The 15,428-nt window shown below is 56.0% G+C and carries 15 protein-coding genes and 1 riboswitch; all 15 genes read left to right on the forward strand.

All coding sequences use genetic code 11. The features are described 5' to 3' along the window. Positions 1–36: 36 nt before the first annotated feature. The 15 genes from pyk (at position 37) to Mag101_RS03930 (ending at position 15,424) form a co-directional block, all read left to right on the forward strand. A complete protein-coding gene (gene pyk, locus Mag101_RS03860) occupies positions 37–1,512 on the forward strand; it encodes a pyruvate kinase (protein WP_077401069.1) in 1,476 nt (491 codons plus the stop codon). A gap of 167 nt (positions 1,513–1,679) precedes the next feature. Beyond that, a riboswitch (molybdenum cofactor riboswitch) is annotated at positions 1,680–1,828 on the forward strand. Beyond that, a complete protein-coding gene (moaA, locus tag Mag101_RS03865) occupies positions 1,813–2,796 on the forward strand; it encodes a GTP 3',8-cyclase MoaA (RefSeq protein WP_157520148.1) in 984 nt (327 codons plus the stop codon). It overlaps the preceding riboswitch by 16 nt. A gap of 211 nt (positions 2,797–3,007) precedes the next feature. Further along, entirely contained in the window at positions 3,008–3,523 is a 516-nt protein-coding gene (moaB, locus tag Mag101_RS03870) for a molybdenum cofactor biosynthesis protein B (RefSeq protein ID WP_077401072.1), read from the forward strand. Between the two features lie 22 nt (positions 3,524–3,545). Further along, entirely contained in the window at positions 3,546–4,037 is a 492-nt protein-coding gene (gene moaC / locus Mag101_RS03875) for a cyclic pyranopterin monophosphate synthase MoaC (protein ID WP_077401075.1), read from the forward strand. After that, the gene (gene moaD, locus Mag101_RS03880) at positions 4,034–4,282 is read left to right on the forward strand and encodes a molybdopterin converting factor subunit 1 (protein ID WP_077401078.1); all 249 of its coding nucleotides are present in this window, start codon (positions 4,034–4,036) and stop codon (positions 4,280–4,282) included. The genes moaC and moaD overlap by 4 nt, the downstream gene beginning before the upstream one ends. A 1-nt stretch (position 4,283) precedes the next feature. Next, positions 4,284–4,763, forward strand: coding sequence for a molybdenum cofactor biosynthesis protein MoaE (locus Mag101_RS03885; protein ID WP_198040083.1), 480 nt, complete (start codon positions 4,284–4,286; stop codon positions 4,761–4,763). 371 nt (positions 4,764–5,134) lie between these two features. Beyond that, a complete protein-coding gene (locus Mag101_RS03890) occupies positions 5,135–5,653 on the forward strand; it encodes a hypothetical protein (protein ID WP_077401081.1) in 519 nt (172 codons plus the stop codon). A gap of 2 nt (positions 5,654–5,655) precedes the next feature. Then, entirely contained in the window at positions 5,656–7,755 is a 2,100-nt protein-coding gene (locus Mag101_RS03895) for a tetratricopeptide repeat protein (RefSeq protein ID WP_077401084.1), read from the forward strand. Then, the gene (locus Mag101_RS03900) at positions 7,748–11,065 is read left to right on the forward strand and encodes a tetratricopeptide repeat protein (RefSeq protein WP_077401087.1); all 3,318 of its coding nucleotides are present in this window, start codon (positions 7,748–7,750) and stop codon (positions 11,063–11,065) included. The genes Mag101_RS03895 and Mag101_RS03900 overlap by 8 nt, the downstream gene beginning before the upstream one ends. After that, positions 11,065–11,673, forward strand: coding sequence for a tetratricopeptide repeat protein (locus Mag101_RS03905; protein ID WP_232325125.1), 609 nt, complete (start codon positions 11,065–11,067; stop codon positions 11,671–11,673). Before Mag101_RS03900 ends, Mag101_RS03905 begins: the two co-directional genes overlap by 1 nt. Next, positions 11,673–11,981, forward strand: coding sequence for a hypothetical protein (locus Mag101_RS03910; protein ID WP_077401089.1), 309 nt, complete (start codon positions 11,673–11,675; stop codon positions 11,979–11,981). Before Mag101_RS03905 ends, Mag101_RS03910 begins: the two co-directional genes overlap by 1 nt. Before the next feature lie 109 nt (positions 11,982–12,090). Further along, complete coding sequence (locus Mag101_RS03915) at positions 12,091–12,867, forward strand: MotA/TolQ/ExbB proton channel family protein (RefSeq protein ID WP_077401092.1); 777 nt, start codon at positions 12,091–12,093, stop codon at positions 12,865–12,867. After that, positions 12,867–13,466 carry an ExbD/TolR family protein gene (locus Mag101_RS03920; protein WP_077401095.1) on the forward strand — a complete coding sequence of 200 codons (600 nt, stop codon included), beginning with the start codon at positions 12,867–12,869 and terminating at the stop codon, positions 13,464–13,466. Before Mag101_RS03915 ends, Mag101_RS03920 begins: the two co-directional genes overlap by 1 nt. Further along, on the forward strand, positions 13,463–14,038 hold the full coding sequence (locus Mag101_RS03925) for an ExbD/TolR family protein (protein WP_232325126.1): 576 nt from the start codon (positions 13,463–13,465) through the stop codon (positions 14,036–14,038). The genes Mag101_RS03920 and Mag101_RS03925 overlap by 4 nt, the downstream gene beginning before the upstream one ends. A gap of 9 nt (positions 14,039–14,047) precedes the next feature. Beyond that, a complete protein-coding gene (locus Mag101_RS03930; protein WP_077401101.1) occupies positions 14,048–15,424 on the forward strand; it encodes an AgmX/PglI C-terminal domain-containing protein in 1,377 nt (458 codons plus the stop codon). Positions 15,425–15,428 lie beyond the last annotated feature (4 nt).

Genomic DNA, 15,428 nt, shown 5'->3' on the forward strand with positions numbered 1-15,428 from the left:
ACCCGGACGCGGTCGCAAGTTGCCAGAGAAACCTCCATGCCCCACATCCCCACGGTCCAACCGGCCACCTCGCCTTTTCGCCGCACCAAGATTGTTGCCACACTGGGCCCGGCCAGTGATAAGCCGGGTGTGTTGGAGAGGTTGATCACTGCCGGTGTAGACGTGGTGCGCCTCAACTTTTCTCACGGCACTGCCGAAGACCACCGCCGCCGTTTAAAGCAGGTACGCGAGATCGCTGAACATCAGGGGAAGACCGTGGCGGCGCTGGGTGACCTGCAGGGGCCCAAAATCCGTATCGCCCGTTTCCGCGAAAATCGCGTCATCCTGCACGAAGGGGAGCGCTTTCTGCTGGATATGGAACTTGACGCCAATGCCGGCGACGAGACACGTGTGGGTTGCGATTACAAAGAGTTGGTCAGCGATGTAGCGGCCGGCGATGTACTGCTGCTGGACGACGGGCGGGTAATCCTGAATGTGGAGCAGGTAACCGAGCGTCATGTTCTGACTACGGTGGTGGTAGGAGGCAGCCTTTCCAATAACAAGGGTATCAACAAGCAGGGCGGTGGGCTGTCTGCAGCAGCCCTCACTGATAAAGACAAGCGGGACCTCAAAACCGCTATCGAAATTGGTATCGATTACTTGGCGGTATCCTTCCCGCGCAGCGCCGAGGACATGCTGGAAGCCCGGGAATTGTTGGGTGAAGAGGGCAAGCATATCGGACTGGTGGCCAAGGTCGAGCGCGCCGAGGCCGTGGCGGATCACGACACCCTGGACGATATTATCCGCGCTTCAGAAGCGGTGATGGTGGCCCGCGGCGACCTGGGGGTGGAAATTGGGGATGCCGCGCTGATCGGGGTGCAAAAGCGCATGATCAAGCGCGCCCGCCAGCTCAACCGCGCGGTGATTACCGCTACCCAGATGATGGAAACCATGATTACCGCACCGCTGCCCACCCGGGCAGAAGTGTTTGATGTAGCCAATGCGGTACTCGATGGCACCGACGCGGTGATGCTCTCGGCCGAAACCGCCGCCGGTGGCTTTCCCGTGGAAGCGGTAGAGGCCATGCATCGCCTGTGCCTGGGCGCGGAACGAGAGCGTTCGGCCCAGGAATCCGGTCACCGCATGCATCAGGGGTTTACCCGCATCGACGAGACCATCTCTCTTTCCGCCATGTATGCTGCCAATCATCTGGAGCGGGTCACCGCCATCGCCTGTATGACTCAGACCGGCTACACGGCGCTTATTGCCTCGCGTATTCGCTCCGGCCTGCCGATTGTTGGTCTCGCCCACGAGCCTGTCGCCCAGCGGCGGATGGCGCTGTATCGCGGGGTAATCTCCGTACTGTTCGTGCCCGGCGACGACGAGGGTGACCGCGAGCTCAACCAGCGCGCCCTGGATACCTTGCGGGCACGTGGCATTGTAGATGAAGGTGACCGGGTGATCCTGATTCGCGGTGATCTGATGCAGTCCCACGGTGGTACCAACACCCTGAAGATTCTCGACGTCTGTTGATTCAGTCAGGCGCGAGATTGGCGGTGAAATTGCATTTAGACGGGCGGATGTGGTTAGAATACGGATGGTAGTGCCGAAACTACCTGTAATTTGAAGCTAATCTTGAACAGAGGACTGTGCTGCAGATGGCCTGAATCGGGCCTCGATTTAAACACTGTCTAAACGAACGATATAAACAACACCGAGCCTGCATTCCTAAGTCATCGATAAGTGAGCGATACGGGATGTAGGCCGCGAGCGGTAAAACCGCCCGCCAGGGTCGCAAGGGAAACCGAACGGCCTCCCGCATTTGGAAAGGTGATGAAGGAAAACCGCGTATTGGAAGACGGCCATGGCCGTCGTTTCTACTATCTGCGCCTGTCGGTGACAGACGTCTGCAACTTCCGTTGCGACTACTGTCTGCCCGACGGCTACCAGGCCAGCCCCAAGCAGCCCGACCTCAGCGTCGCGGAAGCTACTACTGTCATGCACGCGTTCGCGCAGCTCGGCACCAGAAAGGTGCGCCTGACCGGCGGCGAACCCTCGCTGCGCAAAGATCTCCCGCAACTGATTCAGGCCGCAAAAACCACCCCGGGTATCCGCCGTGTTGCAGTTACCAGCAACGGTTACAAGCTGCCGAGTGCTATCGATACCTGGCACCACGCGGGCCTCGACCAGCTCAATATCAGTATTGACAGTCTGGACCCCAGTGAATTTGCCCACATAACCGGCCACGACTGCCTGCCTAAAATTCTCACCGGTATCGACCGTGCACTGGAATTGGGCGTGCAAACCAAGGTTAACGCTGTGCTGCTCAGCGACGGTGCGCGCGATCGGCTGCAGCAGTTTCTGGCCTGGCTCAAAACCACCCCAGTCACCCTCCGTTTTATCGAACTGATGCAGACCGGAGACAATCGCGACTACTTCGCCAGCAACCACCTGCGGGGTGTCGAAATCGAGCAGCTATTGATAGAAACCGGCTGGCAATTACTCCCCCGCGCCATCGATGCCGGCCCCGCCCGTGAATACGTCCACCCCGACTACGCCGGCCGTATCGGTTTGATTACGCCCTACAGCAAAGACTTCTGTAGCAGCTGTAACCGCCTGCGCATCTCCGCCCAGGGCAAACTGCACCTGTGCCTGTTTTCCGATGCCGGCATTGATCTACGCCATGCGATTCGCGATGGCGATGCTAATGCGCTGGCGGAAAGCGTAAGAGCCATGATCGACAATAAAGAAGTCAGCCACTACTTGCAGCAAGGCAATACGGGGGGAACAGAAAACCTCTCGATAATTGGTGGATAAAGCTAAGAATTTAACGCTTACGAAGTAATAAATCGGAAGCGAAGCAGGGGCGCTAGGGGGCTGGTTTTCAGGATCGTCGCAAACAGGATGTTTGCGCCGAAACGCCCAGGGATGGGTTCACAGTGGTCCTGAAAACCAGCCCCCTAGCGCGCCAGCGCCACAAACCAAGAACAAAGCCCCAACATAAAAGGCCGCGACGGAGCACCAAAAAATGTCCCACGCCCCACTAGACCCAAATCAAAAACTGAACATCGCCGTTCTCACCGTTTCCGACACCCGAACCGAAGAAAACGATACCTCTGGCAAATACCTGGTAGAAGCCCTGCAGGCAGACGGCCACAACCTCGCCGATAAAGCCATCGTCATCGACGACAAATACCTGCTGCGTGCGCAAGTCTCCGCCTGGATTGCCGACCCGGAAGTACAAGTAATTATTTCCACCGGCGGCACCGGCTTCGCCGGCCGCGACTCCACCCCTGAAGCACTCGCTCCACTATTCGACAAACACATCGACGGCTTCGGCGAGATGTTCCGCTCCATCAGTTACGAAGAGATTGGTTCTTCCACCATCCAGTCCCGCGCACTGGCCGGCATCGCCAACCGTACCCTGATCGCCTGCCTGCCCGGTTCCACCGGCGCGTGCAAAACCGGCTGGACCAAACTGCTGCAGGAACAGCTCACCGCAAGTCACAAGCCCTGCAACTTCGTTGGTTATCTAACCAAGTAAATCTCCCAAGGTTGGCCAATACATGACCCTGACACACCTCAACCAGCAAGGCGAAGCCAGCATGGTCGATGTCACCGACAAAGACATCACCGACCGCTCCGCCCGTGCCATTTCCGCCGTTGCGATGTCTGCAGAAGCCTTCGCACAACTACAAGCGGGCAACAACAAAAAGGGCGATGTGCTCGCCACCGCCCGCATCGCCGGCATCCAAGCCGCCAAGAAAACCGCCGACCTGATCCCGCTGTGCCACCCTCTGGCGCTGACCAAGGTAAAGGTGGATTTCGAACTGGACGAAGCAAACTCCACCGTGAATATTTCTAGTTTCTGTCGCCTTGCCGGCCGTACCGGCGTGGAAATGGAAGCGCTGACTGCGGCCAGTGTAGCCGCGCTGACCATTTACGATATGTGCAAAGCCGTCGATCCGGGCATGGTGATTGGACCTACCCAACTTCAGGAAAAGGTCGGTGGCAAGCGCGGTCACTGGACGCCGGAAACCGCAGGGGAAAAATCGTGATCAACGTACTGTTCTTTGCCAGCCTGCGTGAGCAATTGAACTGCGAGGGTCTGCAAGCGGACGCGGCGGGTATTACCGATATTGCCGGCCTGCGCGCTAGCCTCGCCGCAAGGGGCAGTGAGTGGCAAGCTGCACTGGCCAGTGATCAGCTGCAGGTGGCATTAAACCAGAAGCTGTCCAGTATGAATGTTGCGGTCAAAGATGGTGATGAGGTTGCCTTCTTTCCGCCAGTGACAGGGGGCTGACGTGCCGCTGGAAATTTCTATTTCCGTTCAGGCGGAAGGGTTTGACCCGGGAGCGGAATACAACCTGTTACGCAGCGAAAACTATGTGGACGGCGCCACCGCCATGTTCGTGGGTAACGTGCGCGACTTTTCCCCGGCAGAGTCGGGGGAGCAGCAATCGGTTGCGGTACTGGAGCTGGAGCACTACCCCGGGATGGCCGAGGCAGCCCTGACCGATATCGCCCGTCAGGCCGCGCAGCGCTGGCCGTTGGGACGCGTTCGAATTATCCACCGGTTTGGCCCGCTCGCTGCCGGCGACGAGATCGTATTCGTGGGGTCAACCTCCGCCCACCGACAGGCCGCGCTGGATGCCTGCGCCTTCATCATGGATTTTCTCAAGAGCAGGGCGCCTTTCTGGAAAAAGGAGTTCGCCAAAGGTGCCGAGACGGGCGACTGGGTGCAGGCGCGCAACAGCGACGAAGATGCGCTGAAAAAGTGGTGAGAGGATTTGAGTCTGCCAGTAAGTACTTGCAAACCCTGAATGCATTTGTTTTCCTTGTGTTAGTTACGCCGGGCGGTAAAAACTTGACCCGGTTCCGCACCCTGCGGCGAAATTGTGACCTACCGCACATGTAGGCTTCGCTTTAGCCCCGTGATACCTGTCACAAAATCGAGCTTTTTTCTCTTGTCCTTTGAATTTTAAGAAAAAATTCTTATCCCACTCTCTGCGCGAGTTTTGAAGCGCCTCACATATCCCATCCGGTTGCTTGCAATACAATCACCCGCCTAAGAATGCGTATTCGGTCCGCAAAGAAAAAGTGACGGTCGAGTCTGCAGCCAATAAAAAGGGTTGGGGTTTGAGGTAAAAGGGATATGTACAGAATTCTGATGGCTACCGTTTTGCTGACGCTGGCGGCGATGAGCAATGCTCAAGGGGCCAACCAGGTCAGCCGCGAAGAGATCCGCGGCCTCGACGAGCAGATCCAGGATGTTAAGAAAGATGTAATCAGCCTTACATCGGAGCTGAACCGCCTGGAAGAGAAGTTGCTGTTTCCCTCCAACACTCAGGTTGCGCTGTTTGTCTCCCTGCCGAATAACCAGGAATTCAGCCTGGAATCTGTCGAGGTGAAGCTCGATAACCAGGTTGTCGCCCACCACCTTTACACCTACCGCGAAATCGAAGCCCTGCAGTTGGGTGGGGTACAGCGTATCCATACCGCCAATGTGCAGACCGGCGCGCATCCTCTGGAAGTGACCTACTTCGGCAAGTCCAAGTCCGGAAAAGAGTATCGTGCGACCGCGCGTTATAGTGTGGAGAAAGCGGTGGGTCCGAAATTTGTTGAGATCCAGATCGCCGGCAACCAGTCCGCTATCAACTTTAAGGACTGGTAAGCATGATCACCCGTCTGGCCAGCGTGATTGCTGGTGCAGCCTTGACTGCGCTGTGTGCGGCACCCGCGCAGGCAAAAGCGCCTGTGGACCCGTCTGCCCTGCACACGGACCAGCTGCGCGACCTGTTTTTTGGTGAGGCACTGTTCCAGGCCCACCAGGATCAGTACTTTGATGCAATTACCGGTCTCGATACCGAACTCGACCAGTTCCGCCTGCTAGACGATCCAGAATTAGATCCATTCAGTCTGCACTTTGGCCAGGCTGCTTTTGCTGTTGGTGACCTAGAACTCTCTTACCGCATGCACCGGGAAGCCGGCCGCGCCATGGAGCAGGTGCTCAAGGGCGATGTGCCGCAGCCAATCAAAAATGAAGCGGCCTACCGCCTCGCCAAAATTCACTACCACAAACAGCAGTTCGCCAATGCACTGCATGCTCTGGAGTTGATCGAAGGGCGTGTGCCCGAGCGGGTACGGGCGGAAGAGCTGTTTTTGCGTGCGCGCGTGTATATGCAGCTGGGCCGTTTCGAGGAAGCGATTGCGCTGCTAAAAGGGCTGAAAGGCGAAAAATCCCTTGCCGGGTTTGTGGAGTACAATCTGGGTATCGCTTTGCTCAAGGCCGGTGAGACCGAAAAGGGGGTGCTCGAGCTGGATAGCCTTGGGCGCAATGCCGGTAGCAGCGACACCATGCGTGCGCTGCAGGATAAAACCAACCTGTTGTTGGGCTTCCAGCTGATGGAGTCCCAAAAGTACGAGCGCGCGCGAACCTATTTTGATCGCGTACAGTTAAGCGGTCCTTTTTCCAATCAGGCGTTGCTGGGTGCCGGGTGGGTTGAGGCCAATGCGGGTCGCTATGACCGCGCCCTGGTCCCCTGGCAATTGTTGACCCAGCGCAAGCCAACCAACGCATCGGTACAGGAAGCGATGCTTGCCGTCCCCTACAGTTACGGCAAGCTCGAGGTGCACAGTACCGCGGCGGTGAATTACGGTCAGGCGTTGGACCTGTTTGGCAACCAGGTTGATGTATTGACGCAATCCATCAACAGTATCCGCGAAGGTAAATTGCTCGAAGCACTGCGGCGTAAAGAAGCCAGCCAGGTTAAGAACTGGGTGGTGGAGTTGCGCAACCTGCCGGACGCGCCGGAAACGCACTATTTACTGGAGCTGATGGCCTCCAATGATTATCAGGAATTCCTGCGTAACTACCAGGATCTGAATGACCTGAAAGAGCGGAACGAAGATTGGCTGCAGAGCCTAGATGCGTTTGACGAAGTCATTGCGCTGCGCCGCAGCTATTACGAACCCATATTGCCCTCTCTCGATGTGCAGTTCCGCCAGATCGATGCGCGTATCAAAATGCGTATGGAGCAGCGTCAGCGTCTGGCCGCTCGCATCGATAATCTGCTGGTGAATCGCCGCCCGGAGCTGCTGGCGAAAAGTGATGAAACGGAATCGCGGCTGGTACTCCAGCAGATCCGGGAGATCCTCGACTACAACCCCACCCTGAAAAGCGAAGAAACCGAAGCGCGTATTGCCCGTCTTGAAGGTGTGCTCAAATTTCGCCTGTCCCGCGAATTTGATCATCGCCTGACCGAAGCCTTCAAGCGCTTGCAGGAGCTGGATGAGGTGATTGCCACTTTGCAGGAAACTTATCAGCGCTATGTGCGCAGCCGGCAGGCAGCGACCCACAGCTATGAGGGGTATAGCGATCAGATCACCAGTTTGCGCGCGGGACTAAAACGCGCGCAAAAACGTATCGATCAGCTGATGGCGCGCCAGGGGCGCATGCTTGAGCAGTTGGCGATCAACGAACTGGACCAGCGCCGTGCACAGCTCGAGAGCTATCAGATCAAGGCCCGCTTTGCCCTGGCCGATAGCTATGACCGCGCGAATGAACTGCAGGAGCAGCGCGCGGATGCCCGCAAGGTAGAAGAATACCAGCAGCAGGCTGAGCAAATGAAACAGGAGGCACCTGCGACGCCAATCTCTGCGGACGCGGATGGTGAAGCCCTGCCTGTGGATAACCCGCCGGAACTGCAAGCTCCCCAATCGCAGAGTGAAGCGATGGACGAGGTGGAAGAAGTAGACGGAGCTGGCGATGAATAATTCCGGTGTACTGAAAAAGGCCATGGCATCGCAGTACCGAAGCCTGGGATTGGTTACTGCCGCCTCTGCTGCACTGCTACTAAGCGCGTGCGCAAGTAACAGCGGCAAAACTATTGGTAGCTTACAAAAAGTCGAAATCGAGATACGTGAAACCCAGATCGATGGCAGCCTGGAAAAGGCGCTGGCGAGCTACCAGAAGTATCTGCAGGAAACCCCGGAAACGGCGCTGACGCCCGAAGCTATCCGCCGTATTGCCGACCTTAAAATCAAGCAGGCCCACCGCGCAGAAGAGGGCATTCTACCGGCCAGCAGCGAGACGCGGATCCTGTCAGAAGATCAAGTGGCCGCGGCTAATCAGCTCGCTAATACTAAGGCCGCGACCGCGACCGCGACCGCGACCGCGACCGCCAGCGCCGAACTCGACGCACCGCAGCTTGCCAGCGTGCCGGCGGGCTCTGAGCGCACACAAGTCGATCTGGCGAGCGTCACCCGCGGCACTGACGAGAAGCAAAGTGAGTTCGAGGCGCGTGCCAGTGGCTCGGTAGATTTGAGCGGGCTGGAAAGCAACGCCGAGGTGTCCGTGCCAGGTGATGAGGCAGACGCACTGCTCGCCGCCAATGCCCGCGAGGCGATCGCCCTGTATCAAAAGTTGTTGGTGCAGTACCCGTTGTACGAGCGCAATGATCAGGTGATGTACCAGCTATCCCGCGCGTATGAGGAGACGGGCGAAGTGGAAGAGGCTGTTGCCATCCTGCTAAAGCTCGTGGCCAAGTACCCCGCGTCGCGCCATCTTGATGAAGCCTATTTCCGCTTGGGTGAATACTATTTCACGCGCAAAAAATACCTCGATGCGGAAGAGTCCTATGGCCGTGTGATTGCGATGGGTGAGGTATCGAGCTTTTACGAGCTGGCCATGTACAAACGCGGCTGGGCATTGTTCAAGCAAGATATGTACGAAATGGCGCTGGACGATTTCGTTGGCATGCTCGACTACAAAGTGGCGGACGGCTACGACTTTGAGCAAACTTCCAACGAAACCGAGCGGAAGCATATCGAAGATACCTTCCGTGTGATCAGCCTCAGTTTCTCCTATCTCGGTGGTGCGGATTCCATCGTCGATTACTTCTCGCGCAAGGGCGCGCGGGATTACGAGTCCTACGTCTACAGTCATCTGGGTGAGTATTACCTGGACAAACGACGCTATCAGGACGCGGCAAAATCCTACGACACCTTTGTCGAACTCAATCCGTTGCATAAGGTTGCGCCCGACTTTTCCATTCGCGTCATTGAGATTTACCAGAAGGGTGGATTCCCTCGCCTGGTGTTGGAGGCGAAGAAAGATTTTGCCAACACCTACGCGCTGGATGCTCAGTACTGGACGGTGTTTGAAATCCAGGAATATGCGGTGGTGCTGGAGTTCCTGCAAACCAACCTGATTGATCTGGCGAGCCACTATCATGCTGCTTACCAGAATGTGAAGCCGAAAGACAAAGAATTCGCCAAGAAACGCGGCGAGAATTATCTTGAGGCGATTCACTGGTATCGCCGTTACCTTGCATCCTTTGCCGACAAGCCCAAAGCACCGGAAATCAATTACCAGCTCGCCGGCCTGATGCTGGAGAACAAGGACTTCCTCAATGCGGCGCGGGAATATGAGCGCACTGCATACGATTACACCGGGCATGCGGTCAATGAGAATGCCAGTGAAGCAGGCTATGCCGCGGTGTTTGCTTACCGTGAGCACCTCAAAAACGATCTCGCCCAGGCCAACAATGCAGAAAAGGTTGCGCTGCAGAAAGAAATTATTCGCTCTTCTCTGACCTTCTCCGAAACCTTCCCGCAGCACGCCAAGGCGCCACAAATTCTGCTCGGCGCGGTGGATGACCTGTACAAACTGAAGAGCTTCTCGGAAGCGATTCAAAACGGGCGCCTGCTGCTGGAGAAGTTCCCTGGAGCGGAACAGCCGGTCAAGCGCTCTGCCTGGTTGCTGGTAGCCCATGCGTCTTTCGATACCGAATTGTATGCGGATGCAGAAGCGGGCTATCTGGAAGCGCTGCAGCTCACTGCCGTCGATGCGAAAGACCGTTTGGACCTGGTAGAGAATCTGGCAGGATCCATCTATCAGCAGGGTGACCAGGCGCGCAAAGCGGAAGATCACCTGGCTGCAGCAGAACATTTCTTACGTATCCGCGGTGCCGCGCCGACTGCCTCGATTTTGGCTACGGCCGAATATGATGCAGCGGCCTCCTTGATCCAGTTGCAGAACTGGGGCCGCGCGGCTGACGTCTTGCAAGCGTTCCGTGGCAACCACCCACAGCATGAGTTGCAGAAAGAAGTGACCAAAAAGCTGGCAGTGGTTTATCAGGAAAGTGGCCAGTTGTTGCTCGCCGGTGCCGAGTTTGAGCGCATCGAGCGTGAGTCCGAAGATGAAGACGTGCGCCGTGAAGCGCTTTCCCAGGCGGCAAGCTTGTACAGTGCAGCCAAGAGTTACGATAAGGCACTGGCGGTACTCAACCGCTACGTGAAACTCTTCCCGAGGCCCATGGAGCCGGCGCTGGAAACGCGCCAGAAAATTGCCGATATCTACCTCAATAGTGGCAACCGTAAAGCGTATTTCAACACGCTGGATGACATAGTACGGATTGAGTTGCGCGGTGGTAACGAGCGCAATGATCGCACCCGCTACCTGGGTGGTAGCGCCGCGTTAAAACTGGCCGAACCAAAATTCGATTCCTTTGCGGAAATTGCCCTTGTCGCGCCACTTGAGCGCAATCTCAACACCAAGCGCACACGCATGCAGGCAGCGACCAAGGCATTCAGCGATTTGATTGACTATCAGGTTGCCGACGTTACCGCTGCAGCGACGTTTTATCTGGGCGAAATCTACTTGCACTTCAGTACGTCTCTGAAGGATTCCGAACGGCCAACCAACTTGAATGCGATGGAACTCGAAGAATATGAGTTGGCGCTAGAGGAGCAGATCTATCCATTCGAAGAGCGCGCAATCTCTGTGCATGAGAAAAATATCGACCTGATGGCAGCCGGTATTTACAACAGGTGGATAGCGAAGAGTATTGGTCAGCTGGCCGGCTTGGTACCGGCTAGATACGACCGCCCGGAAGAGGCGGGCAATATCGTCAGGATCATAGTTCCGCAGCTCGAAACAGTGTCACAGCCAGAAATAGTGTCTCAGCCTGAAACAGAAAATTCGGCGACCGAAGTGATACATGGTACGACGGTCTCCCAAGAACCTGTCACAGAAGCAGACGCGATGATCGCGGATAATTCGACCCAGGAGGATCAGGGCTGATGGGTATTCTGTTGCCGTTTACGGAGATCACGCGATTGGGGAAATTGGGGTTGCTGCTGGTTTTGCTGCAGTTACTTGCCGCATGTGCCAGTAGTCCCCAGACCTCGCGCAGCCCAGTAAACCCCTTGAATGTGAAGGTCTCCGGTAGTGTCAATCGAGACTTTACCCAAGCCGTTGCATATCTCGAAGGGGAGCGCTATCCAGAGGCGATTGAATTGTTGCAAAGCGTGGTCGAGCGAGAGCAGAGGCTTTCTGCACCCTATGTAAATCTCGGTATTGCCTATTACCGTACCGGTGATGAAAAGCATGCGGAGGAGTCTTTTCTGGAAGCCTTGCGCGCTGCACCGCTCGACCCGGTCGCGAGTAATGAGTTGGGGGTTCTCTACCGTCGTCAGGGGCGATTTGACGAGGCGAAAGCTACCTACGCAAAGTCTTTGCAGTTACACCCGGACAACCCGCCGCTCATCAAGAATCTCGGTATCCTATGTGATCTCTATCTTCGGGATGCGAGCTGCGCACTCGCCCAGTTTGAGCAGTATTTAAAAGTTCGACCGAATGATGCCAAAGTCTCTATCTGGGTAACCGACCTCAAGCGGAGAGTGAACTGATGAACAGTGTTTTGCGTCCACTTGCGGTACTTTTTCTATTGTCGACTGGCGTTGCCGCGTCGGGACAGGAAGAGGGCGAAAGCGGTGAATCTAAGGTGGACAATGAGGTTAAGGAGCTGTCCGGTATCTCCATTATCGGTAACAAAGAAGCCCCAAAATCTCTTTACATCGTGCCGTGGAAAAGCTCGGAGGTCGGTGTCGAAAGTGGCTTGAACTCCAGTTTGCTCGACCCTAGGTTGCAGCCGTTGGACAAAGAAGTATTTTCTCGAGAGCTTGAGTTTTACCAGCTCAGTCTCCCGGAAGACTAATTTCGTACTTATTTTACTTTTACATTTAATTTACTAGTGGCCTATCAGGCCAGAACGAGGCAAAGCGGCGCAACCGCGGACCCGAGAAAGAAAACCAAGAGGAAAAGTGATGGATTTCTTTAACAGCGTAATCGCGTTTTTTCAGACTGGTGGTGCATTCATGTATCCCATTCTGGTGGTGTTCGCGCTCGGCGCCGCAGTGGCCATCGAACGTTACATTCGCCTTATTTACGAGCGTCGTACCAATCGCGCGGCCTGGGAAAAGCTTCAGCCAATTTTGAAAAGCGGTGACTTTGACCGCGCGCGTAACCTGGTGAAGGAAGATAACACTGGTGTCGGCCGTTTGCTTGCCATGGGTCTCGAGCGCCAGGGTGCTGTTCGTCGTCGTGAAGACATCGAAATCGCGATGGAAGAAAGCATTATGGAAACCATTCCGCAGCTGGAAAAGCGTACTCCATACGTGGCTCTCGGTTCCAACATCGCCACGCTGTTGGGCCTTCTGGGCACCATTATGGGCCTGATTGAAGCATTTACAGCGGTAGCCAATGCCAACCCCGCGGAAAAGGCCGACTTGCTGTCTGCCAGTATTTCTGTGGCCATGAATACCACCGCCTTCGGTCTAATGGTCGGTATCGCACTGCTGATTGTGCACGCGCTGCTGAACTCGCTGACCGGTCAGATCGTGGACAGCCTGGAAATGGTCTCTGTGAAGGCCTTGAACATTATGTCTTCTGCTACCCGTCGTCGCAGTGATGCAGCCAAAGAAGAAAAGGCAGCAGGACCCGCAGATAAGCCCAAGAATCAAGACGTCGAACAAACCCGTCAGGCTCAAGCAAAGCCTGTGGCCAAAAAGACGGGTGAAACTTCCAACGCGGAATCGGTGTAATGAGAAACAGGCGTCACAGCAGAGCCAAAGAAGCGCCGGAGCTGGACATTACCGCCTTCCTGAACTTGATGGTGGTGCTGGTACCGTTCCTGCTGGTTTCCGCCGTGTTCTCGCGGGTCACCATTCTTGAGTTGAATATGCCAAGCGGTGCCGGTGGCGGTGCAGATGATCCGGGGGTATCTCTGGAGGTCGTGGTGCGCAAAGAGGTCTTGGAAATCAGTGATGGTGACAAGGTGATCGCCCGTTTTCCGAACCTGAACCAAAGTGAAGAGCAAGCCGATGCTGCAACCGCGGCAGACGCAGTGCAGGTACCGGTGGATGAAAATGGCTTGCCCATTGTTCCGCCGACGGAAGAGGTTTACGACTTGGTTCAATTGCGCGAGACGCTGATGCGTATTAAGGAAACCTATCCGGACAAAACCGATTCCACCTTGTTGATGGAGCCCGATGTGGCTTACGAGCATCTGGTCGGCATTATGGATACCGTGCGCAGCGCTGACGTGGTGCCTGTTCCGGAAGACGGCAGTGCTCCAGACCCGGATGCCGTGCCGGAACGTATGGAACTCTTCCCCGATATTTCCCTGGGAGACGCGCCGTGAAACGTGAAAGTAGACGCATGAAGCGCATGGCGCGTAGCCGCAAGCGCAAAACACCGGGAATGAACCTGACTTCCCTGATGGATGTATTCACGATCCTGGTGTTCTTCCTGCTGACCAATAGCGCCAGCGATGAAGCGATTGAAGCCCCCAAGGTGATTACCCTGCCGGATTCGGTGGTGGAGTCCAAGCCGCGGGAAACCGTGACTCTTATGGTTACCCACGATGAGGTGTTGATCGAAGCAAAACCGGTGATGACTACCGAGGAGCTTTTCCAGAGTGAGGAGCTGGTGGTCGCAGCAATCCAGCAGGCCATGATTCAGGAAGTCGGCAAAGCAATGACCATGGCGGATACCGAGTTGGAAGAAGCCAAGCTGGCGCTTGCCGAACGCGCGGCGGCGGGGGAAGACGTAACGGAGGAGGCGGCAGCCTTGCTGGCAGAGCCACCGGAAGTGAACATTCTCGCGGACCGTACCGTGCCGTTCAGTATCCTGAAAAAAGTTATGTCCAGCTGTACCAATGCCGGATACACGCGAATTTCCCTCGCGGTTATTCAAAAAGCATCTCAGAGTTAGTGAGCGTTTGTGAATAAATTTCATCAACAAAAACAGGCACTGGCCGCCAAGCAGGACGCGGTTCGCCAGCAGTTGGCTGTACTCGAGGACGAGTGCGGTCAGGTTGATGGCAAGCTGGAGGCGCTGCACCGGGATGAAGCCAAGCATCAATTGCTGGATGAGATTTCGGACCGTCTGGGCCAGCTGGAAGAGGTGGGTGCAGGCGATCTGTTCTGGGCAGAGCACTATAAGCAGGATGCGTCCAAAGCGCTTATCCATCGCCTGCAGAAAACGGTCAGTATCTACCACGCGAATATCGACCTGCTGCACGAGCGTAAAAACAAGCTGCAGGCGCAGGTTGAGGATTGTCGTGACGAGCTGTTCGATCTGGATGCAGAGTTCCGGGAAATCCGCCAGGCGGAAGAGGAAGTTCACTACGAGTACGAAGTAACACGCGAGCTGGGTACATCTGCCTTCCGCGATGGGACTATGCCGTGGAGTACCAACGGCGAGGATGAGCGTCGGTTCCGCAAGAGCCTGCTGGCCTGTTTGTTACTCGCACTTTTCCTCGGTTTCGGTACGCATATGTGGCAGTTGCCGGAACCGGACGAAGATGAAGTTGTGGAGGTGCCCGAACGTCTGGCCAAATTGGTATTGGAAAAGAAAAAGCCCAAACCCAAGCCAGAGCCCGTGGTGAAGAAGCCGGAAGAAAAGAAAAAAGAGCCTGAGAAACCCAAACAGCAGGTGGCAAAGGAAGAGCCCAAGCCGTCCAATGTCGAGAAGAAGCAGGTGCGCAAGAAAGTGGAGCGCGCCGGTGTTCTTGCCTTCAAGGATAACTTCCAGGATCTTATCCAGGATGATCTCGACAATCGCCTGGGTAACCAGACTCAGCTCAGTACCGCAGGCAAGAAGGAAAATCGTAGTCAGCGCTCGCTGATTACCGCTGCCGCGAAATCTGGGTCTGACGGTATCAATACCGCAGCGCTCAGCCGCAACGCTGGCGGTGTGGGTTCCGCGCTGGATGGGGTGAGTTTCTCGCGGGTATCCAGTGGTATTGGAACTGAGGGCGATTTCGCCGGCGAAGAGCGCCCGCTCAGCGACGGTATGGGACCATCCCGGACCGACGAAGAGATCCAGATCGTGTTTGACCGCTACAAGTCTGCATTGTACCGGATCTACAATCGCGAGCTGCGCAACAACCCGGCGCTGCAGGGCAAGATGGTGCTGCGAATCACCATCCAGCCAGATGGCTCGGTGTCTCTGGCGGCGGTGGAGACCAGCGATATGGACTCCCCGGCACTGGATAGCAAGATCGTGGCGCGGGTGAAGCGGTTCAATTTTGGTGAAAAAGCCGGTGTGCCGACCATCACTATTTTGTATCCGATCGACTTCCTGCCTGCAGCATAATCTG

It is taken from the genome of Microbulbifer agarilyticus (assembly GCF_001999945.1).
Classification (GTDB): Bacteria; Pseudomonadota; Gammaproteobacteria; order Pseudomonadales; family Cellvibrionaceae; genus Microbulbifer; species Microbulbifer agarilyticus_A.

What these genes read in the sequence shown, in the direction of transcription:
- Mag101_RS03920 (WP_077401095.1), top strand. Translation starts at nt 12,867, where the DNA reads ATGAGAAACAGGCGTCACAGCAGAGCCAAAGAAGCGCCGGAGCTGGAC.
- pyk (WP_077401069.1), top strand. Translation starts at nt 37, where the DNA reads ATGCCCCACATCCCCACGGTCCAACCGGCCACCTCGCCTTTTCGCCGC.
- moaC (WP_077401075.1), top strand. Translation starts at nt 3,546, where the DNA reads ATGACCCTGACACACCTCAACCAGCAAGGCGAAGCCAGCATGGTCGAT.
- Mag101_RS03910 (WP_077401089.1), top strand. Translation starts at nt 11,673, where the DNA reads ATGAACAGTGTTTTGCGTCCACTTGCGGTACTTTTTCTATTGTCGACT.
- moaA (WP_157520148.1), top strand. Translation starts at nt 1,813, where the DNA reads ATGAAGGAAAACCGCGTATTGGAAGACGGCCATGGCCGTCGTTTCTAC.
- Mag101_RS03915 (WP_077401092.1), top strand. Translation starts at nt 12,091, where the DNA reads ATGGATTTCTTTAACAGCGTAATCGCGTTTTTTCAGACTGGTGGTGCA.
- Mag101_RS03895 (WP_077401084.1), top strand. Translation starts at nt 5,656, where the DNA reads ATGATCACCCGTCTGGCCAGCGTGATTGCTGGTGCAGCCTTGACTGCG.
- Mag101_RS03900 (WP_077401087.1), top strand. Translation starts at nt 7,748, where the DNA reads ATGAATAATTCCGGTGTACTGAAAAAGGCCATGGCATCGCAGTACCGA.
- moaB (WP_077401072.1), top strand. Translation starts at nt 3,008, where the DNA reads ATGTCCCACGCCCCACTAGACCCAAATCAAAAACTGAACATCGCCGTT.
- Mag101_RS03890 (WP_077401081.1), top strand. Translation starts at nt 5,135, where the DNA reads ATGTACAGAATTCTGATGGCTACCGTTTTGCTGACGCTGGCGGCGATG.
- Mag101_RS03905 (WP_232325125.1), top strand. Translation starts at nt 11,065, where the DNA reads ATGGGTATTCTGTTGCCGTTTACGGAGATCACGCGATTGGGGAAATTG.